This window comes from Methylophaga sp. F-2 (assembly GCF_056859315.1).
In genome coordinates this window covers 313,245-333,527 of the sequence record NZ_JBSXOF010000018.1, presented here as the reverse complement: position 1 = coordinate 333,527, position 20,283 = coordinate 313,245, and the positions used below count along the sequence as shown (strand labels likewise).

The 20,283-nt window shown below is 45.0% G+C and carries 18 protein-coding genes; 6 read left to right on the top strand and 12 right to left on the bottom strand.

Annotated elements, in window-relative coordinates; all coding sequences use genetic code 11:
* The first annotated feature begins 99 nt into the window (after window positions 1-99).
* The 4 genes from AC13DA_RS08630 to AC13DA_RS08615 all read left to right on the top strand — a co-directional run bounded on the left by AC13DA_RS08630 (window position 100) and on the right by AC13DA_RS08615 (window position 8,274).
* Window positions 100-2,208: a methyl-accepting chemotaxis protein gene (locus tag AC13DA_RS08630; RefSeq protein WP_284451041.1), complete on the top strand. Its 2,109-nt coding sequence runs from the start codon at window positions 100-102 to the stop codon at window positions 2,206-2,208.
* Between the two features lie 125 nt (window positions 2,209-2,333).
* Window positions 2,334-6,032: a methionine synthase gene (metH, locus tag AC13DA_RS08625; RefSeq protein WP_284451042.1), complete on the top strand. Its 3,699-nt coding sequence runs from the start codon at window positions 2,334-2,336 to the stop codon at window positions 6,030-6,032.
* Window positions 6,032-6,235 (top strand): SlyX family protein, encoded by a 204-nt coding sequence (locus AC13DA_RS08620; RefSeq protein WP_007146693.1) that lies wholly within the window; start codon window positions 6,032-6,034, stop codon window positions 6,233-6,235. Before metH ends, AC13DA_RS08620 begins: the two co-directional genes overlap by 1 nt.
* 17 nt (window positions 6,236-6,252) lie before the next feature.
* Window positions 6,253-8,274 carry a tRNA(Met) cytidine acetyltransferase TmcA gene (locus AC13DA_RS08615; protein WP_284451043.1) on the top strand — a complete coding sequence of 674 codons (2,022 nt, stop codon included), beginning with the start codon at window positions 6,253-6,255 and terminating at the stop codon, window positions 8,272-8,274.
* Here AC13DA_RS08615 and AC13DA_RS08610 read toward each other — a convergent pair.
* Genes AC13DA_RS08610 through rluC form a run of 9 tightly spaced genes read right to left on the bottom strand, consistent with a single transcriptional unit; the run spans window position 8,271 to window position 15,088 of the window.
* Window positions 8,271-9,479, bottom strand: coding sequence for a permease (locus AC13DA_RS08610; protein ID WP_284451044.1), 1,209 nt, complete (start codon window positions 9,477-9,479; stop codon window positions 8,271-8,273). The genes AC13DA_RS08615 and AC13DA_RS08610 overlap by 4 nt on opposite strands.
* A gap of 41 nt (window positions 9,480-9,520) precedes the next feature.
* Window positions 9,521-9,868 (bottom strand): Rieske (2Fe-2S) protein, encoded by a 348-nt coding sequence (locus tag AC13DA_RS08605; protein WP_284451045.1) that lies wholly within the window; start codon window positions 9,866-9,868, stop codon window positions 9,521-9,523.
* Window positions 9,865-10,725, bottom strand: coding sequence for a PfkB family carbohydrate kinase (locus AC13DA_RS08600; RefSeq protein WP_284451046.1), 861 nt, complete (start codon window positions 10,723-10,725; stop codon window positions 9,865-9,867). The genes AC13DA_RS08605 and AC13DA_RS08600 overlap by 4 nt, the downstream gene beginning before the upstream one ends.
* A 45-nt stretch (window positions 10,726-10,770) precedes the next feature.
* Window positions 10,771-11,418 carry an adenylate kinase gene (locus AC13DA_RS08595; RefSeq protein WP_284451047.1) on the bottom strand — a complete coding sequence of 216 codons (648 nt, stop codon included), beginning with the start codon at window positions 11,416-11,418 and terminating at the stop codon, window positions 10,771-10,773.
* 37 nt (window positions 11,419-11,455) lie between these two features.
* Complete coding sequence (locus AC13DA_RS08590; RefSeq protein ID WP_007146687.1) at window positions 11,456-12,307, bottom strand: HDOD domain-containing protein; 852 nt, start codon at window positions 12,305-12,307, stop codon at window positions 11,456-11,458.
* Window positions 12,304-12,447 carry a hypothetical protein gene (locus AC13DA_RS08585; protein ID WP_284451048.1) on the bottom strand — a complete coding sequence of 48 codons (144 nt, stop codon included), beginning with the start codon at window positions 12,445-12,447 and terminating at the stop codon, window positions 12,304-12,306. Before AC13DA_RS08585 ends, AC13DA_RS08590 begins: the two co-directional genes overlap by 4 nt.
* A gap of 1 nt (window position 12,448) precedes the next feature.
* Window positions 12,449-13,432: a S49 family peptidase gene (locus AC13DA_RS08580; RefSeq protein ID WP_284451049.1), complete on the bottom strand. Its 984-nt coding sequence runs from the start codon at window positions 13,430-13,432 to the stop codon at window positions 12,449-12,451.
* 40 nt (window positions 13,433-13,472) lie between these two features.
* On the bottom strand, window positions 13,473-14,135 hold the full coding sequence (locus AC13DA_RS08575; RefSeq protein ID WP_284451050.1) for an HAD-IA family hydrolase: 663 nt from the start codon (window positions 14,133-14,135) through the stop codon (window positions 13,473-13,475).
* Window positions 14,132-15,088, bottom strand: coding sequence for a 23S rRNA pseudouridine(955/2504/2580) synthase RluC (gene rluC / locus AC13DA_RS08570; protein ID WP_284451051.1), 957 nt, complete (start codon window positions 15,086-15,088; stop codon window positions 14,132-14,134). The genes AC13DA_RS08575 and rluC overlap by 4 nt, the downstream gene beginning before the upstream one ends.
* A gap of 557 nt (window positions 15,089-15,645) precedes the next feature.
* Between rluC and AC13DA_RS08565 the strand changes: the two genes are divergently transcribed.
* Both AC13DA_RS08565 and AC13DA_RS08560 read left to right on the top strand, forming a co-directional pair.
* The gene (locus tag AC13DA_RS08565; protein WP_284451052.1) at window positions 15,646-18,126 is read left to right on the top strand and encodes an Rne/Rng family ribonuclease; all 2,481 of its coding nucleotides are present in this window, start codon (window positions 15,646-15,648) and stop codon (window positions 18,124-18,126) included.
* Complete coding sequence (locus tag AC13DA_RS08560; RefSeq protein ID WP_007146681.1) at window positions 18,110-18,385, top strand: hypothetical protein; 276 nt, start codon at window positions 18,110-18,112, stop codon at window positions 18,383-18,385. Before AC13DA_RS08565 ends, AC13DA_RS08560 begins: the two co-directional genes overlap by 17 nt.
* Here AC13DA_RS08560 and kdsB read toward each other — a convergent pair.
* The 3 genes from kdsB to lpxK are packed head-to-tail and all read right to left on the bottom strand — an operon-like array spanning window position 18,371 to window position 20,282.
* Window positions 18,371-19,123 carry a 3-deoxy-manno-octulosonate cytidylyltransferase gene (gene kdsB / locus AC13DA_RS08555; RefSeq protein WP_284451053.1) on the bottom strand — a complete coding sequence of 251 codons (753 nt, stop codon included), beginning with the start codon at window positions 19,121-19,123 and terminating at the stop codon, window positions 18,371-18,373. The genes AC13DA_RS08560 and kdsB overlap by 15 nt on opposite strands.
* Window positions 19,124-19,303 carry a Trm112 family protein gene (locus AC13DA_RS08550; protein WP_284451054.1) on the bottom strand — a complete coding sequence of 60 codons (180 nt, stop codon included), beginning with the start codon at window positions 19,301-19,303 and terminating at the stop codon, window positions 19,124-19,126.
* Entirely contained in the window at window positions 19,296-20,282 is a 987-nt protein-coding gene (lpxK, locus tag AC13DA_RS08545; protein ID WP_284451055.1) for a tetraacyldisaccharide 4'-kinase, read from the bottom strand. The genes AC13DA_RS08550 and lpxK overlap by 8 nt, the downstream gene beginning before the upstream one ends.
* Window position 20,283 lies beyond the last annotated feature (1 nt).

Below are 20,283 nucleotides of genomic sequence, written 5' to 3'. Positions count from 1 at the left end.
TCTGTTTGTGTACATTTTTATAGTGGCGCTTTAGCTTTATTCATCAGCTAACAAACAGGATACAGTTTTGACGGGTGGCTGTATTTCTACGGAGTTAAAATGAATTTATCTATTCAGCAACGCTTTAGCGTTTGGGCTGGGCTGAGTCTGCTGTCTGTTGTGTTGGTAACGGCACTTGTTGTGGTATACAACTTTGGCAAAATTAACGATTCACTAGCAGATTACAGCAGTGAAATAACAAAAGAGCAGGCAGAAAACTATCTCGATCTGCTGGCCAGTGATACCAGTGCCAGCCTACTTGTGCCTCTTGAAAAAGCGTTAAATGTAGCCACTACCACATCGATGTCTATGCAGACACTCGCCGATGCCTCGAATAGCATTGATAAACGTCAACTAGCACTTGATATCCTGAAAAAGACCTTAAATCTGAGCCCTAATTTCTTAGGGACCTATGTCGCTTTTGAACCGAATCAACTCGATTTTTCTGATGGTTTATATCGTTCAACAACGGGTAGTGATGAAAATGGTCGTTTCCTACCTTATGTCATTCACGGTAATGATGAGGGTTTTACTATTGAGAATCTGGTTGGACTTGAAGACCAGAGCCGTGACGAAAATGGTGTCAGAGCTGGCGAATATTACCTATGCCCGAAAGATTCCAACAAAAGTTGTGTCATTGACCCTTATATTTATCCTATTAATGGTAAGGATGTTTTATTAACCAGTATGGTCGTCCCCATTAACAACAACGGACAGTTTATTGGCATGACCGGTGTGGATATCAGTGCTGACTTCCTGCAATCCAAAGTCATAGATGTTGATAAACGGCTTTATGATGGCGCTGGTCAGATGCTGTTATTAAGCCCCAAGGGGGTCATCGTTGCTGATAGCGAGCATCCTGAATTAGTGGGCAAAAACCTGAAGTCTATCGATGCTGATCTGGTCGAAAAAATTAAAGCCGTATCTGCTTCGGGTGAGGGCAAAATATTTGCTGACGACTCTGCATTGAGAGTTTTAAAACCGTTCACTCTAGCTCAAGCTGATAAGCCATGGATTGTCTATATTTCAGTGCCTGAAGCGGTTATCTATGCTGATATTGAGAAGCAGCAGTCATTCATGGATAAACAGCAGTCACGATTTATCACCCAGACAACGTTACTCGGCATCTTATTCGCGATCATCGGAATGGTTATTGTCTGGTTCGTCGCGAAAAGTAGTGTGAAACCCTTACATGATATGACGGGGATTGTGGGTAAATTGGCCGGTGGAGAAGGTGATCTCACACAACGCATTAATATCACTCGCCAGGATGAAACCAGCAAATTGGCTGGTTTGTTGAATACATTTATTGAGAAGTTACAGACGCTCATTAAAAAGATGCTGCCTATCGGTAACCGCATAAGTGAATTGTCCGCACAAGGTAAGCAAATTAGTCAGCAAACCAGTGAGCAGATGAATGAACAAAGCAGTTTATTAGATCAGATGGTGTCTGCAGTTACTGAAATGTCGGCCTCAGCTCAGCAAATTGCCGGTAATGCTGAGCGTACAGCGACACTTGTCAGTGATGCACATCAATCAACCGAAGCCGGTGCCGATCTTGTCAGTCAGAATGCACAGTCAATCAGTGATGTGAAAAACAGTGTTCAACTTTCTGAAGCAGCGTTGGATCAACTGGTCAAAAACAGCGGCGCTATTGCCGAGATTTTGGTTGAAATTCAGGGCATCGCCGAACAAACCAATTTATTAGCATTGAATGCCGCGATTGAAGCTGCCAGAGCAGGTGAAAAAGGACGTGGTTTTGCTGTAGTGGCAGATGAAGTACGTGCATTGGCTAACCGCTCGCAGTCAGCGACCGTAGAAATTCAGAATCGTCTTTCATTATTGAATCAGGGTAATAAAGAAGCCTCTGAAGCGATGAAGAAAAGCGGTCAGCAGGTAGAGCATAGCGTGGAATTAGCGCATTCAGCTGCCAGTGCCTTAATGAAAATTAAAACCGCCATTGATGAAGTCTCTGAAATGACTTTACAGATTGCTTCAGCCACTGAAGAGCAGAGTAATGTCTGTGAAAACGTCAGTGAGAACTTAACCCGTATTTCTGATCTGGTTCAGCAAACGGCGGAAGGCGCAAAACAATTGAGTCAGGTCGGTAGCGATTTGGATGCCACAGCCAATGAGTTGCAAACCGGCTTATCGTCATTCAAGGTGTAAATCGTTAATCAGCCAGCAGCAATGCTGGCTGAACTACATCGATCAGAGTTAAAAAGTCATGGTGAGTATCTGGTATAATCGTGCGATTTTTATAATCGCTTTACCAGATGGGAAATCTGCTTTAAATGACTGTGCTTCAACAAATTAAATCCTTACTCGAACAACGTATCCTGATTCTTGATGGTGGCATGGGCACGTTGATTCAAAGCTACAAGTTGGAAGAGAAAGATTTCCGTGGAGCACGGTTTGCTGATCATCCTTGTGATGTTAAAGGCAATAATGATCTTTTGTCTCTGACCCAACCGCAGATTATTCGCGATATCCACCGCGCTTATTTTGAAGCGGGTGCGGATATTGTCGAAACCAATACCTTTAACGGCACCTCTATTGCTATGGCTGATTACCAGATGGAAGATCTGGTGTATGAGTTAAACAAAGTCTCCGCTGAACTTGCCAAAGAAGTGGCTGCTGAGTTTACAGCGAAAAATCCGGATAAACCGCGTTTTGTCACTGGGGTGTTAGGCCCAACTAACCGCACGGCCAGTATTTCTCCTGACGTAAATAACCCTGGCTTTCGTAATGTCAGTTTTGATGAACTGGTTGAAGCGTATCTGGAAGCCATTCGTGGTTTGGTTGATGGCGGTGCGGATTTATTGCTGGTTGAAACCGTTTTTGACACATTAAATGCCAAAGCTGCTCTGTTTGCGATTGATCAGTTCTGCGAGCAAAACAATGTGCATATCCCGGTCATGATTTCCGGCACCATCACCGATGCCAGTGGCCGCACGCTTTCTGGCCAAACCGCCGAAGCGTTCTGGAACTCACTGGCACATATCCAGCCGTTGAGTATTGGTCTGAACTGTGCGCTGGGTGCGGAGCAATTACGTCAATACGTAGAAGAATTATCCAATGTGGTGACTTGCCACGTCAGTGCTCACCCTAATGCGGGTTTGCCAAATGAGTTTGGTGAATATGATGAGTCACCAGAAGTCATGGCGGCGCAAATTAAAGAATGGGCACAATCTGGTTTCTTAAATATTGTTGGTGGCTGCTGTGGTACAGCACCTGCACATATTAAAGCCATTGCCGATGCAGTGGCAGGCATTAAGCCACGTCAGCCAAAAGCTAATTTACATCATTGCCGTTTAAGTGGTTTAGAACCACTGAATATCACCCCTGACAGCCTGTTTGTGAACGTCGGTGAACGAACTAACGTCACGGGTTCTGCCCGCTTTGCCAAGTTGATTAAAGAAGGTGACTACGACACTGCTTTAGAAGTCGCTCGTCAGCAAGTGGAGAATGGTGCTCAAATCATCGATATCAACATGGATGAAGGCATGTTGGACTCGAAAGAGGCCATGGTTACCTTCCTCAATTTACTGGCTGCTGAGCCAGATATCAGTCGCGTTCCGGTGATGATTGACTCATCCAAATGGGAAGTTATCGAGGCCGGTCTGAAATGCATTCAGGGTAAAGGCATTGTTAACTCCATCAGCCTGAAAGAAGGCGAAGAAAAATTCATCGAACAGGCCAAGCTGGTTCGTCGCTATGGTGCGGCAGTGATTGTAATGGCGTTTGACGAAGTTGGTCAGGCTGATACCCGCCAACGTAAGCTGGAAATCTGCAGACGCTCTTATGAAGTGTTAACTGAAAAAGTGCATTTCCCACCAGAAGACATCATTTTCGATCCGAATATTTTTGCCGTGGCTACAGGTATTGAAGAACACAATAACTATGCCGTCGATTTTATCGAGGCGGTGCATGATATTAAACAGAGTCTGCCACATGCGCTGATCAGTGGTGGTGTGTCGAATGTCTCGTTTTCATTCCGTGGTAATAATCCGGTTCGTGAAGCGATTCATGCGGTTTTCCTTTACCACGCCATTAAAGCCGGTATGGATATGGGTATTGTTAATGCCGGCCAGTTGGCGATTTATGATGATTTGCCAGAAGAATTGCGTGAAGCCGTAGAAGACGTCGTGCAAAACCGTCGTGACGATTCCACTGACCGCCTGCTGGAACTGGCAGAAAAATACAAAGGTGAAGGCGGCAGTGTCGCTAAGCAGGAAGACCTGGCCTGGCGTGAACTGCCGGTGATAAAACGTCTGGAACATGCTTTGGTTAAAGGCATTGCCGATTACGTTGAAGACGATACGGAAGAAGCGCGTCAGCAATATGCCAAACCACTGGAAGTGATTGAAGGGCCATTAATGGATGGCATGAATGTGGTTGGTGACTTATTTGGTGAAGGTAAGATGTTTTTACCTCAGGTGGTCAAGTCTGCCCGCGTGATGAAAAAAGCCGTCGCCTATTTGATGCCCTTTATCGAAGCGGCGAAAGAAGAGGGTGACACCAGCAAAAATAACGGCAAGATCCTGATGGCCACGGTCAAAGGTGACGTACATGATATTGGTAAAAATATCGTTGGCGTGGTGCTGCAATGTAATAACTTCGAAGTCATTGATCTCGGTGTCATGGTGCCAGCACAGAAAATTCTGGATACAGCACGAGAAGAAAATGTCGACATTATTGGCTTGTCTGGCCTGATTACGCCATCACTGGATGAAATGGTGCACGTCGCTAAAGAAATGGAGCGACTGGGTATGGAGACGCCGTTAATGATTGGCGGTGCAACGACCTCATTAATCCATACGGCTGTGAAAATCGAACCGAACTATCATGGCTGCAGTATTTATGTAAAAGATGCGTCACGTGCGGTGGGTGTGGCCCAGCGTTTAGTCACCAAAGACACTCGTGATGCCTTTATTGCGGATCTGAAAAAAGATTATGAAGAGAAGCGTTCAAGACATAAAGGACGTAAGAGCAGTCGCCGTCAATTAAGTATTGCTGAAGCACGAGCGAATAAAACCAAGATTGACTGGGCCGCTTATCAACCTACCAAACCCGCTAAATTAGGTTTGGAAGTGTTTGATGATTATCCATTGGCTGAACTGGTTGATCGTATTGACTGGACGCCATTTTTCCAATCATGGGAACTGGCGGGTAAATTCCCACGTATCTTGACTGATGAAGTGGTGGGTGAACATGCCACGCACTTATTTGAAGATGCGAAAAAAATGCTGCAGCAAATTGTCGATGAAAAATGGCTGACAGCGAAAGCGGTGATAGGTCTGTTCGCAGCCAACAGCATTAATGACGATGATATTGAAGTCTATCGTGATGATAATCGTGATGAGGTGTTGATGATGCTGCATAGCTTACGTCAACAAACCGAACGTCCACCTGGTCGCCCTAATGCTGCTTTAGCTGATTTTATCGCACCAAAAGAAACCGGCGTGAATGATTATATCGGCGCTTTTGCGGTCACTGCGGGTATTGGCATTGATGAACACGTCGCCCGTTTTGAAGAAGATCATGATGATTACCACAGCATTATGCTGAAAGCGCTGGCGGATCGTCTGGCAGAAGCCTTTGCTGAACGTATGCATGAACGGGTGCGTAAAGAGTTCTGGGGGTATGCCAAACAAGAGCAATTAGATAATGAAGCGCTGATTGACGAGAAGTACCAAGGCATTCGTCCTGCGCCAGGTTATCCGGCCTGCCCGGACCACACTGAGAAAGGCTTGTTATGGGATCTGATTGATCCTGTCACACATGCCGGCATGACCATTACGGAAAGCTATGCCATGTTGCCGACAGCCGCTGTCAGTGGTTTCTATTTTGCACATCCTGAATCACGTTATTTTGGTCTGGGCAAAATCGATCAGGATCAGGTGGAAGACTATGCTCAGCGTAAAGGCTGGGATAAGCAAACAGCAGAGCGTTGGTTGGGGCCTGCCTTATCTTATGACGGAGATGATTAATGAATAATGACATTATTGATCTTCAAACCCGTTTAGCTTTTCAGGACGGTTTGCTGGAAGAGTTAAATCAGGTAGTCATCAATCAACAAAAACAGATTGATCGATTGGAACAACGTATGGCTGCTTTCAAAGCGCAAATGGAAAGCATGCAACAGATGCAACTCATGCGGCCGAGCGATGAGCCACCGCCACCGCACTATTAAGCTTTAAATGATAAATGATGTCTTTGCCACAGCGTCACTGTTGGATATTACAAGGCGATTTTGATTGGCTTAATAAACAGGCACAGATTTTTTATCAATCAGTACCCCCGTCTACTTGCTTTTGGCTAACTGACAATACTGCTTCAGATGAAGCAGTATCGGTTAAAAAGGCGCATCAGCATTTAGGACAAGAGTGTGAGCTGCTCATTTTTCAGGTAACAGCGCAGTTTGACGCGGATGCATTTGGTGCTTTGATCGGTTGTGTCAAAGCCGGTGGTACAGTGTTGGTCTTGCTCAACACGGCATTAAAACCGACGCGCTGGTTGACACGATTTTTGGCTATTGCTACTACCTTCCCCGCGATTCAATGCTTTACTCAGCAGCAAACCTTGCCTGATTTAATTCCTTTGGAAGCAGCAAATCCTCCGTCTCCCATTATCCCGACACCGACGGAAGAACAAGGTCTTGCGATAGCTGCTGTGACGAAAGTTGTAAACGGACATCGTCGCCGTCCATTGGTGTTAACGGCAGATCGGGGACGGGGCAAAACGGCTTTATTAGGCATGGCCGCTGCTGAACTTCTGAAATCAGGTAAGCAACATATTCTGGTGACAGCTCCCAGTCCGGCAAGTATCCAAACTTTACTGCTACATGCTCATCAGCAATTAGCAGAGAGTAAACTGGGTAAAACATCTGTTCGCTGGCATGATGCCATCATTGAGTTTATGGCACCCGATGCTATTTTGCAGAGCCAACCAGCCACCGATTTGTTGATCATTGATGAAGCCGCGGCCATTCCGGCCAGTATGCTGGAGCAATATCTGATCAACTATTCCCGCTTAGTATTCAGCTCCACTATCCATGGTTATGAAGGGACCGGACGCGGCTTTGTAATGCGTTTTTATAAAACCTTGGATAGATTAGCTCCAGGCTGGCGGGCATATGTGTTGGAGAAACCCGTTCGCTGGGCTGAGAATGATGTGGTTGAGCAATTTAGTTTTGCCGCATTGCTGTTAGAAGCTGAGCCGGTTGATGGACAAGTAATCTCTGCTGCTGAGCAAAACCAGCTGATTTTTGAAACGCTTGAGCAACAGCAACTGTTGAATGATGAACGTTTACTCAGGCAGGTATTTGGTTTGATGGCACTGGCCCATTACCGAACACGTCCAGCTGATGTGCAGATGTTATTGGATCATCCTGATATGCAGGTCAGTGTTTTGCGTTTCCAGGGGAATGTCGTTGCCACACTATGGACGATTGCTGAGTCAGCACTGGACGGTGAGTTAGCACAACAAGTTTATGATGGTACGCGTCGTCTACAAGGACATTTATTACCGCAATCCTTACTAGTGCACGCCGGAATTGAAGATGCTGGGCAATACCTTTATCAGCGAATAAGCCGTATCGCTGTGCATCCTGATTGCCAACAACGAGGCTGGGGTCAGCTTTTATTACAGCATTATCTTGCTAGTCTTAATGGGGTTGATACGGTGGGTGTCAGCTTTGCACTGTCGGTCGAGTTACTCCGTTTCTGGTCAAAAGCCGGGTTTAAAATTGTGCGTATCGGCCAACACCGGGACGAGGTCTCTGGCAGTCTATCGGTGATGATGTTAAAAGCCATCAATGCTGATGGAGAAAAGCTGGTCAAAAGGGCACATCAAACGCTGGCCCAGCAGTGGACTTTTTTACTGGAAAGGCAGTGGCAAGAACTGGATGTGGAAGCAGTCATGCAAATCAGTCAGTCTTTTGATGATGAAACGTTGATGCTTGATTATCAGCAGCAAGTAAACAGTTTTGCTTTTAAACAACGCCCTTATGAGTCTTCGGAATGGGCATTGTGGCAGTGGCTTGGCGATCAGCTTTCTCAGCCATGTTTTAAGCAACTGCCATTAAAGCAACAGCATCTATTGATTATGCTGATTTTGCAGGGCAGATCATTTGATGCTGTTGCTGAACAACTCAAGCTGACAGGACGTAAACATATCGTTAATGAGCTAAGAGAAGCAGTGAGACATATACTTAGCGCTGAAACAGATTAATTCAGCACTAATTTCACTAATACGCCGCCTGCTAACCAAACCCCTGACAGTATCGTTAGTGAATTCATCACAATGTCAGTCCATGACATGGTTTTGTTATGGTCATGATGATGACTGGATTGCGCGTTTCTCCATGTCAAAAAAAGATAGGCTGAAATAAGTAAGAAACCAATATTCAAAAAGAAATTGTAGTTAAGTTTAAAGTGATCTTGTTCCGCCGGTGATGACCAGTCTTGTGGATTGGGAAGTAAATCGAATACCTGGAAACCATAATGCAGTAACAGAGAGGTCATCACTAAACAGGTGAACAGCATCATTAAAATAAATAATGCCATCTTCCAACCATAATATTTCGCATTGATTCGAAGTACAGGCAAAACAACCATATCTGAGAAGATGAACGCCATCACACCGGCAAATGCTACACCTTGACCATACAACACAGCTGCAAGTGGAATATTACCCATAGAACCGATAAAGGTGAAAAAAGCGGCTATTGGACCCACTAATGTTTGCTGTAATACTGACCAAAAGTCTGGATTTTCTGTGCCTGCACCGATAAATAGCCATTTAAAAAAAGCGTCAGGGACAAACGCAGAGATAATGCCTGCCACAGTAAAGCCAATAAGCACGTCCTTCCATACCATTTGCCATTCCATGACATATTTTTGGCTGATTTTTTGCCAAATTTCTTTACTGAATAAACGTGACCACTTATATCCGTCTGATTCGTTGGCATTCATATCATCAGGTTTATTTTCGCGAGCCTGTTTTATCAGGGACTTAGGATTGGTCAAATAGATAAACAACCAGGCAATCAGGATTAATAAAACGGCACCTATGTATTCTCCAATAACAAATTGCCAGCCGAGAAAGATGGCGATGACAAAGCCGAGTTCAATAACAAGATTAGTGGAAGCAAGCATATAGGCCATGGAGGCAGCAAAAGTAGCCCCTTTCTGGAATAAGGCCCGGGTGGTCGATAATGCGGCAAAACTACATGAGCTGGAGATAAAACCGAACAAGGTACCTGTTGATATGGATTTGAGATCATCACCTCCCATTAGGTCACGCATTTCTTTTCTGGAGACCATCACCTGAATGATACTGCTGAGGATATAGCCAAAAATAAATGCCCATAGCGCCATCCAGAAAAAGCTCAGACTAGTTACCGCAGCTTCGGACCATTTCTCCAATATTTGCACAATAGTCTCCTCTATCGAGTAGTGGTATATAACCTACCCTATCAGGAGGTAGAGATAAGGTAAATCTCGCCTGATGGTAAAACCTTGATATTCAGTGGGGTCAAACTTTCGCCTCGGCATGGCCCGGAAAAGCAGTAACCATCTTCCAGTTGAAACAAAGCGCCATGTGTTGAGCATTGAATATGGGTGCCTTCCAGCGACATAAACTGATCAGGTTGCCAATTAAGCGGAATACCCAGATGAGGACAAAAATTTAAATAAGCTCGAACTTCGCCATCCTGTTTTAGCAGGAAAAAATCCAGTGTTTTATCACCGCCTAGTTCAATATCGAAGCCGCGGGTTTGATATTCCTCAAGCTCGTTTTGATTGCATAGATAGATTTCTGTCATGGTATCGTTAAATTAGTAAGTCCATCGTGACCGCATTTGTGTCCGGCCAGACGACATGCATACTCAAGTGTCTCTTGGTGAGAAAGCTGCTGAGCCAGTCCTGAAATAATGCCTGCATTAAATGTATCACCAGCAGCCAGCGTATCAACTACCTGCCGTGGAGGGAAGGCGGGGCAGTGGATGATTTTATCGTTGGCCTTAAGCCAAGCGCCTGCCTCTCCCCAGCTGCAGGTCATGATATTTTCCTTTGTTAAACTCTGAAGAAAACATTGTGCTGAGCTAAACCCCTGACTGATTGCATAAGGTTTTGAGAACAGGAGTACATCCGCTAAAGAAAACAGCTGCTCTATTCCTTCACGCGGTTTCTCAATTTCCAAAGAGCAAGGTAAATGAGGATAGTGTGTTTTTAACCAACTCAGCATTTGCTTTAATTCAGCTACATTTCGGCCTTCAAAATGCACCCAGTCAAATGTGTTTAAATTGAGTTGCGAAAAAAACGCAAAATCCAGTTCCGGGCAGTCCCGGTAATGCACAATCGTTCTGCTTCCGGTACTTTCGCTGACATTAATATAAGAGGTTGGTAATTTGCCCCGAGAAATGACTTTGCAGTAGTTAAAGTCAATCTGATGCTCAGCTAGTTCATTTTTGACAATGGCAGCATCGGTCTCGTCTATTAATACACCAGACCAAGCACATTGGTGACCTAACTGACTGAGTACAACCAGTGTATTGGTGGCATTACCACCGCGCCGAATGGTCTGACTGACAGCCCGAACTTCGTCATCTTCTTTTGGATAGCGACTCACACGATTGATAATATCAATGGTGGCGATCCCAACAGCTAAAATATTGGCCATAAAGTAAAACCGGCCCAAATGTGGGCCGGTATATGATGCTTGCAGTTAGATAGTGTCGAAGACAGCGCCAACGGCATTGGTGATTTCATCGATGTCACCTGTGCCTGGGATAGCGTGCAGTTTGTGTTGTCTCTGATAATAACCAATCAATGGCGCTGTTTGCTCTTCATAGACTTTCAGACGATTACCAATGGTTTCTTCATTATCGTCAGCGCGTTGAAATAATTCACCACCACAGCTATCACATTGGCCTTCTTTTTTAGGCGGTGACAAGTGAATATTGTAGATAGCACCACAGTCTTTACAGGTGCGACGACCTGTTAAACGTTGCATCAATTCTTCAAATGGTACGTCCAGTAACACAACCCCTTGTAATGGCTGGCCTAATTGCTCAAGCATACTGTCTAACGCTTCAGCCTGAGCGATATTACGTGGGAAACCATCAAGAATGTAGCCATCTAAAGCATCTTCTTCTGACAAACGCTCGCGGATCAGGCCGATAACGATATCATCAGAAACCAGAGCACCGGAATCCATCGCACTTTTAGCTTGTTTACCTAACTCTGTGCCAGCTTTCACTGCGGCACGCAGTAAGTCACCTGTTGAGATTTGAGGGATATTGAATTTCTTTGATAACACAACACCTTGTGTACCTTTACCGGAGCCTGGTGCACCGAGAAGAACCGTTCTCATTGTAAGCCTCTTGAATAGATTAGTCTTATTTCGAAATTTAATGTTCAGTCATCATAACCGATTCCAAACGTTCGATTTGCTTGGCAACTTGTCTGAGCAAATCCGGAATCTGATATTCATTTAAACCCAGTAAGTCCCATGCTGCTGGGTCTAATGGGGGAACATGGCTATCACCACTGTGTCCGAAGGGCACGGAAGATACCAAGATGTCAGCAATATGTACAACTGCTGCATCAATCATATACTCATCAGCTTGCGACGGTGAGTGATGGTAGCGTGCTACTTCCTGCAGTGATTTTGGCAGTCGCCATGCTTTGGTGAGAGCTTCACCCACATGGGTATGATCAAAGCCCATCGCACGTTGTTCTGCTTCATAAATCACTTCATGACCAAACTCGGCACTATTAATGGCTTCGCGTGCCAGTTCAGGCACCGTTTGATATATCACTAAGCTACCAATATTATGCAGAAGTCCAGCAATAAAAAAGCGTTCGCTTGCACGTTGACCACATTCTTCCGCCAACATTTTACTGGCAATAGCACTGGCAAAACTATGACGCCAGAACTCATTCATATTAATGAGTGACGTCGGAATTCCCTTGAAGGAATTGAGTACGGATGTGGCCAGAATGAGGTTGGTCAACTCACGAGTACCAATGATGGTGATGGCACGTGAAATGGTATTGATTTGCGATGGAAAGCCGTAAAAAGGGCTATTCACAATTTTTAATAAACGTGTGGCTAAGGCTGGATCGGTATTAATGACAGCACTGATATCATCAATACTACTGTCTGGATCTTCCATTAGCTCGTTGAGTTGAGTGTAGGTAGTGGGAGGAGAAACCAGTTCCAGTGATTTATTGACTAGGGATTCGGCGGAAAGCGTCATATTTGCTCCTCCTGCTCGTTCTCTAAGTCTAGCTGCATTTCATACAACGCCTTCATTAGCGGATGCGTCAGATCAACATAACGAAAACGCTCATCACGTTCTTGTCGTTGGGCTTCGGTTAATTCAATGGTATCTGCCATATCAGTTCACACTCCATGATGCCTTCTCACTGACAAATTGAGAAATTGATGCGCCGAGCTTTCCTGCAAACTGGTCAAGATAGTTGGGACGTGGGGTGTAATCAACAATATCTTCGGCACCCAACATATCACGAGCAACCGTACTGGTATTGGCTAAACCGTCAATCAAACCAAGATTGGCCGCTTGCTCACCTGACCAGAACAAACCTGAAAATAGATTATCATCCTTCGCCAGTCTGTCTCCACGACCTGCTTTTACTACGTCAATAAATTGTTGATGAATGGTATCCAGCATTTGGTGAGCATGTTTGAGATCCGATTCTTTCATCGGCAGGAATGGATCTAAAAAGGCTTTATGTTCTCCAGCCGTTAAAGAACGGCGTTCAACGCCCACTTTATCAATCAAACCGGTGAAGCCAAAACCATCCATTCTGACGCCAATTGAACCTACAATACTGGCTTTATCTGCATAAATTTTATCGGCCGCTACAGCGATGTAATAACCACCAGAAGCACAGACATCCTGGATCACAGCATAAACTGGAAAATCAGGACGTGTTTTTTTCAGACGTTGAATTTCGTCATTCACAATGCCAGATTGGACAGGGCTGCCGCCCGGGGTATTCATTCGCAGGATCAAGCCTTTCGCTGACTGGTCTTCGAAGGCATTACGAATACCGGTCACAATACTGTCAGCATTGGCTTCTGAGTCACTGGCAATAGGTCCACTGATTTCGACCATGGCGGTATGAGGACCAGTGGCTGAAGAGAGTTTACTTGGAGAGTAGCTCAGTATTAAAAAAGCGATAAGGTAGAGAAAAAGCAGACCTTTAAAGACATAACCCCAGCGACGTTTATTACGTTGTTCTCTGATGGCTGCAAAAGCTAAATCTCTCAGAACATTACGCTCCCAGCTATGATCTTCCTTGTCGTTGCCCTTATTTTCCGAATTATTATTAGATGGGAAATCGCCGAATGTTGCCATATTGATCTATTCCTGAAAAAAACATAAGTATGCCATCATATCAAAACTCTGTGTCAGGACGAGTTAACCATTTCTCGACTTGATAAAGATTATGGACAATAGCTTTGGGCTTAGCTGCTTTTAGTGTTGTTTCTGAGTGGGCACCATGTGTGATACCTAAACTATGCGCGCCGGCATTATGAGCCATTATTAAGTCGAATTCAGTATCACCAATCATCAGTGTTTGTTCGGCATCAACACCGACAAAATCCATCAGTTCCATTAACATCTGAGGATGGGGTTTGGAATGACATTCATCCGCGCATCGGGTTGAGATAAATAACTCACCCAGCCCCGTTTCCTTTAGGGCTCTGTCCAGACCCCGACGGCTTTTTCCTGTGGCTACACCCAAAAATATCTCTTGCTCATTAAGTTGCTTAAGCAGGTTTTCCGCATGTTCAAACAGCGGTGTCGATTCTGGGGTGCTGATCCAGGTTTGTCGATAACAATCAGCTAATGCATTCCAAGTCGTGGTATCCGCATCAGGGTAGAGCGTTTGAACCGCTTCGTTTAATCCCAGCCCGATAATATGACTCACCTGGCTGTCGCTCAAGGGCTCAAGTGATAATGTGGCAATGGCTTGATGCATACAAGCCGTGATATGACCTGTTGAATCCATTAAGGTCCCATCCCAGTCGAACACAATGAGTTGGTATGGACTCATGCTTGCTCCAGCTGTTTTATGACCTGCTGCAATTTTTCTGGAAGTGGTGCTTCAAGTGAGAGTGGTTCCTTAGTGATAGGGTGGTGAATACCCAGTCGCCAGGCATGTAGAAATAAACGTTTAAGTCCAAACGTTTTCATTTGTTTATTAAATTCACGATCGCCATATTTATCGTCGCCTGCTACCGGATGACCAGACCAGGCAGAGTGAACACGAATTTGATGTGTTCTTCCAGTAAACAGTTTGACTTCGCTCAGTTGAGCGATGCCATAACTTTGTCTTTTTATGAATAGTGTCTTTGCCGATTTACCTTCCGGGTCGACTTTAACCATACGTTCACCCGAAGACACGGTGTTTTTTTGTAAAGGTTGCTCTATATAGACTTCATCGCTATTCATTTCACCTTTGAGCAATGTCAGGTAGCGTTTATCGATTTGATCCGAAAGCATCTGTTGCTGAAGATTGAGCAGGCTTTCACGACTTTTCGCTATTAGTAAACAGCCCGATGTATCACGATCCAGACGGTGAACTAATTCGATAAATTCTAATTCGGGTTTTATTAGCCGAAAAGCTTCAATGACACCAACCTGAATTTGGGTTCCGGCGTGTACAGCAAGTCCTGAGGGTTTATTCAACACCAGCATGGCATCATCTTCAAAAATGATACTGGCCAGTAATTGCTGCTGCAGTGATTCATTAATCTCGGTCGGTGCTGTTTTTTCAGAAACTTGCAGTGGTGGCACACGAATGACGTCACCGGCTTCGATTTTATAGGTTTGTTTGATGCGTCCTTTATTGACCCGAACTTCACCTTTACGGATAGCTCGATAAATGCGACTTTTGGGCACGCCTTTTTCAAGAGTGAGTAAAAAATTATCGATACGTTGCCCGGCTTGAGAAGCACTTATTTCGATAAATTGCACTTTTTGTGACTGTGGTTTGTGAGCTGCCATAGAATAGGTTTAATTTTTCAGTTGCTGAGATGGCAATAGACTGCTATATTCGATCGTTGGTCCGTGCGTAAAATGAGGTCAGTATACCTACTTTTGCCCACGTTGACTGATTTTTGCTTCGCGCCCTCCACAAATGAGGTTGATGCGGCGCCCGGTAAACAAATATATCTTGGCTGAACAGGGGTTCAGCAGGTGGACTCATAGGGAGTCCTTGTAAGAATATCAGGTTCCCATGTCTTGATTGCCATCAAAACGAGTAGAAAGACGCATCAGGCAGGACGACAATTTAAAGTAATTAATATAAGAAGAACGGTTCAGATACATAAAGCTTAACTTAAGCTGAGAAACCAATGAAAGTTGCAGAACCTTATTGCAACACGAAAAAGATACAAAGATGGATCATGCATGCCTTGATGGGAGGGCACATGAAGAAACAATACGATTTACAATTAATTACTGAATAACAGACATCGTCGCTCTGTAAAGCCCGATTGGCTAACGCGTCCGCTACGGTGGTGTGCGTCAGGATATGCGGACCTCAACATTGAGGTTAGTGCATGAAACGAATTTTAATTAACGCAACGCACGAAGAAGAGTTGCGTGTGGCAATGGTCGATGGCCAACGCCTGTTTGATCTGGATATCGATACACCTTCCAGAGAACAAAAGAAAGGTAATATTTATAAGGGAAAAATCACTCGTGTAGAACCGAGTTTAGAAGCTGTCTTTGTTGACTATGGTGCAGAAAGACAAGGCTTCTTACCACTGAAAGAAATTTCAAAAACCTACTTCAAAAAGCGTGATGACAATGACGACAATAATGGTCGTCTGAATGTTCAGGACGTGCTTTCTGTTGGCCAGGAACTGGTTGTCCAAATTGAAAAAGAAGAGCGTGGTAATAAAGGTGCTGCGCTGACTACCTTCATCAGCCTGGCTGGTCGCTATTTAGTCTTAATGCCAAACAGCCCTCGTGCTGGTGGTATTTCTCGTCGTATCGAAGGTGATGACCGTGCAGAGCTGCAAGAAGCCCTGCGCTCACTTGAAGTGCCAGATGGTATGGGTATGATTGTGCGTACCGCCGGTGTGGGTAAGCAACCTGAAGAACTACAGTGGGATCTTGAATACCTTATCCAGTTGTGGACGGCGATTGATGTGGCTGTAAAAGATCGCAGCGCGCCATTCCTTGTTTACCAGGAAAGCAACATTATCATCCGCGCACTACGTGATTATCTGCGTAAAGATATCGGTGAGATTCTGGTTGATTCGCCTGAAGTTTACCAAACAGGCTATGACTTCATGCGTATGGTAATGCCGCATGAGCTGAGTAAATTTAAGCTATATCAAGACAAAGTTCCGCTATTTACCCGCTATCAGGTTGAAAGCCAGATTGAGAGTGCTTTCCGTCATGAAGTTCGTCTGCCATCTGGTGGTGCACTAGTGATTGATCCGACCGAAGCGTTGATTTCTATCGATGTGAACTCAGCACGCGCTAACAAAGGCGGTGATATTGAGGAAACAGCTCTAAACACTAATCTTGAAGCGGCAGAAGAAATTGCCCGTCAGTTAAGGTTGCGTGATCTAGGCGGTTTGGTGGTAATTGATTTCATTGATATGGGGCCAAGCCGTAATCAGCGTGAAGTCGAAAACCGTTTACGTGAACATTTGAAAGCAGATCGTGCCCGTGTTCAGGTTGGCCGCATCTCTCGCTTTGGTTTGTTAGAAATGTCACGTCAGCGTTTACGTCCAGCTTTAGGTGATGCGCATCAGGAAATCTGTCCTCGCTGTGCGGGTCTGGGTCATGTTCGTGGTGTTGAATCACTGGGCTTAGCGGTATTACGACTCATTGAAGAAGAAGCCACCAAAGACAAAGTCACGCAATTAATCGTTCAGTTACCTGTTCCTGTGGCGACATTCATTCTTAATGATAAGCGCACACAGGTCGATATCATTGAGAAGCGACACGGTGTGAAGTTGGTTCTAATTCCAAACCCACATCTGGATACGCCTCATTATGATATCGAGCGCATTAAGGATGGCAGCGAGCGTAATGAAGTCAGCCATCAATTAATTTCTCCGCCAGAACAGGAAGTACCAGTTGTTTTACGTGACAAACCTGTCATGGAACAACCTGCGGTGAAAGGCATTTCGCCTGCAGCACCTGCTCCTGTGATTGTTCGTGAGAAAGAGCCTGAACAAAAACCAAGCCTGCTTAAACGTCTGTTGAATGTGTTGACAGGAAAAAGTGAGCCAGAAAAGGAAGAAAAGTCCGTAGTGGATACTAAAAAAGAAAAAAGCTCACAGGAACAACGTTCGCAGAATCGTCGTGGACGTAGCCGTCCCAAAAATAATGCAGCGAATAATCAAGAGTCTGCTGAAAAAAATGGTGAACGTAAGAATCCGCGACGCAGGAATGATAAAAACGTCGATAACACTGAACAGAAAAAGGCTGACATGCCTACTCCACCAGTGAAAGAGGAGTCGGCATCAGACAATAACGATGATAAACAGCCTCGTAATAGTAATGGTCGTCGTTCACGTCGCGGTGGTCGCCGTCGTCGTCCAGCGCGCGCTGAAAACGGTTCAACTGACAACAATGCAGTCAATCCTGCTGAGGTGGATAAAGGCAATATAGCGCCACCACCGCCACCAGAGGTGAATGGAAATGCTATTCCTGAGCCAGAGCCTGAAGTGAATGGCAACGTCATCAAATCGGATAAAGAACCGGAAATAGATGGCAATAAAGTACCAGCCAACAAGCCTCGCCGACCTCGCTCATCAGGACCGACAAACAGACGTCGTCGTCCAAGTGATAAGGACAAAGCAGAAGCGGCAGCGGCTAATGCGGCAAAAGAGGGTGATTCAGCTAAACCGGTAGAAAAAGCAGAAGCAAGTGATAAGCCGGTTGAAAAACAAGCGGAAAAACACGCTGAAGACAAAAAAGCAGTGGTAGAAAAAAGTTCGACTTCGGATGATAATGGCTCTGAAAAGAAAACGAAGGCCAAATCTGAAGCGAGTGAGACGAATGCCACGCAAGAGTAATATTCTGCACGAAGAACTGCTGGCCTTAATTGGCCAGCAGGTTTCTTATCAACAACATCGTTGCGAGATTATTGAGCTGCTTGATGGGGCTGAGTTAATCCTGCAAGTATTAGAGTCGGGCCATAATATCCAGCCGAATCAATACGGCGAGGGCCACAGGCCAGTCCCCGTGACATATACCTTGCCTGTATTTGATGGTGAGGGAAATTTACATGCCGAACTCATTGCGGCAGGCTTGGATAAGCTACTCTGCCAGTAAACGTCTGACTTCAAGTAAGTCTGCTTCTGTATCTACCCCATGTCCGGCACTGATTAAAGCTTCTGACATGTGTATTCTTTTACCGTGAAACAATACCCGCAATTGCTCTAAAGATTCTTCTGTTTCAAGCAAACAGGGAGTCATTTCAGCGTAGTTTTTCAGAAAAGCAGCCCGATACCCATATAAACCAATATGGCGGTAGTGAGGGAGTTCTGGAGGCAACGGGGTTGTATGAAAATGATCACGCATCCAAGGAATCGGCGCGCGGCTGAAATATAAAGCATAGCCCTTACTGTCCATGACGACTTTGACCACATTAGGATCAAACACCTGTTTTTCCTGATGAATTCGACTGAACAGTGATGCCATATCTGCATCGGCATGTTGAGCAAGATCGGCCGCTACCTGATTAATTAATAAAGCGGGCAAGCAGGGTTCATCACCTTGCACATTAATGACAATCTCATCATCCTTAAACTGTCTCAGCTTGATAACCTCTGCTAGCCTGTCTGTGCCAGAACGATGATTGTCAGAAGTCATACAAACATCGGCATCAAAAGCTGTGGCTGCTTCAGCAATACGTTCATCATCGGTGGCAATGATAACGTTATCTGCATCACTTTCTAAGGCACGTTCATACACGTGCTGAATCATGGGTTTACCGGCGATGTCCAGTAAAGGTTTACCAGGCAAACGCGTTGACGCATATCGTGCAGGAATAACAATGCTAAAGCTCATTTATACCTCTTCATCCGCGGGCAGCTGACGTGCTTCTTCTATCAGCATGACAGGGATATCATCTTTCACAGGATAAGCAAGGCGACAGGCTGAACAAAATAATTCCTGATCCTCTTTTTTATAGTGCAATTTACCTTTACAGGCCGGGCAGGCAAGTATCTCTAAAAGTGCATTATCCATTAGAAAGTTCCTTTAATGTTTGGTGAATAGCGGGGAATACTGAGCTATCAATGGTGGCTTCAACGGGTAGATACCACATGTTTTTATGAGCAAAAGACTGACATTTTACGGCATCTTTCTCGGTCATTAGAATGGGCAAGTCATCATAAAATTCCAGATCTGTCGGTAGATAGTCATGATGATCAGTAAAGGCATGAGGATGAACAATAATCTCAGCTGCGGCTAATGAGTCAAAAAAACGTTTGGGGTGACCAATTCCAGCGACAGCATGGACTTCACTGTGACTGAAACTGTTCAATGCTTGTTTGAGGCTGGGATCCAGCAGATTTGTCCACGCTGAGCCGCTTAACTGCATTGAAATAGTATTATGCTCGTCACTCTTGCCGTTGTAGATAATGAAATCAACGCTATTAAGCCGGGAAAGCGGTTCACGCAGCGGCCCTGCAGGCAGACAATGTTTATTGCCGAACCGTCTGACACTATCAACAATGATAATTTCTATATCACGTTCTAAAGCATAGTGTTGCAAACCATCATCTGAAATAATCACATCACAATGGTTTTGGCTCAATAGATGAATAGCCGCTTGTGGCCGATCCGGATCAACCACCACCGGACAAGCTGTGCGTCTTGCCATCAGTAGCGGTTCATCTCCACAATGTTTTGCATCACTGTTTTTATCAACATCGAGTGGATATTTACGACTATTACCGCCATAACCACGGCTGATAATGCCGGGTTTATAGCCTGCGGCTAAAAGCTGCTCAGCCAGCCAGATAACAAATGGCGTCTTTCCAGTGCCGCCCACAGTAACATTTCCCACTACAATTACCGGCACGGGCATTTTGTGTGTGGTGAATATGCCTGAGCGGTAGGCCCATTTCCGCATGATAACAACAAGCCGATACAGCCAACTCAGAGGTAATAAGAACCAATATTGAGTTGATGACTGATACCAACTGTCAGTTAACCATCGCATT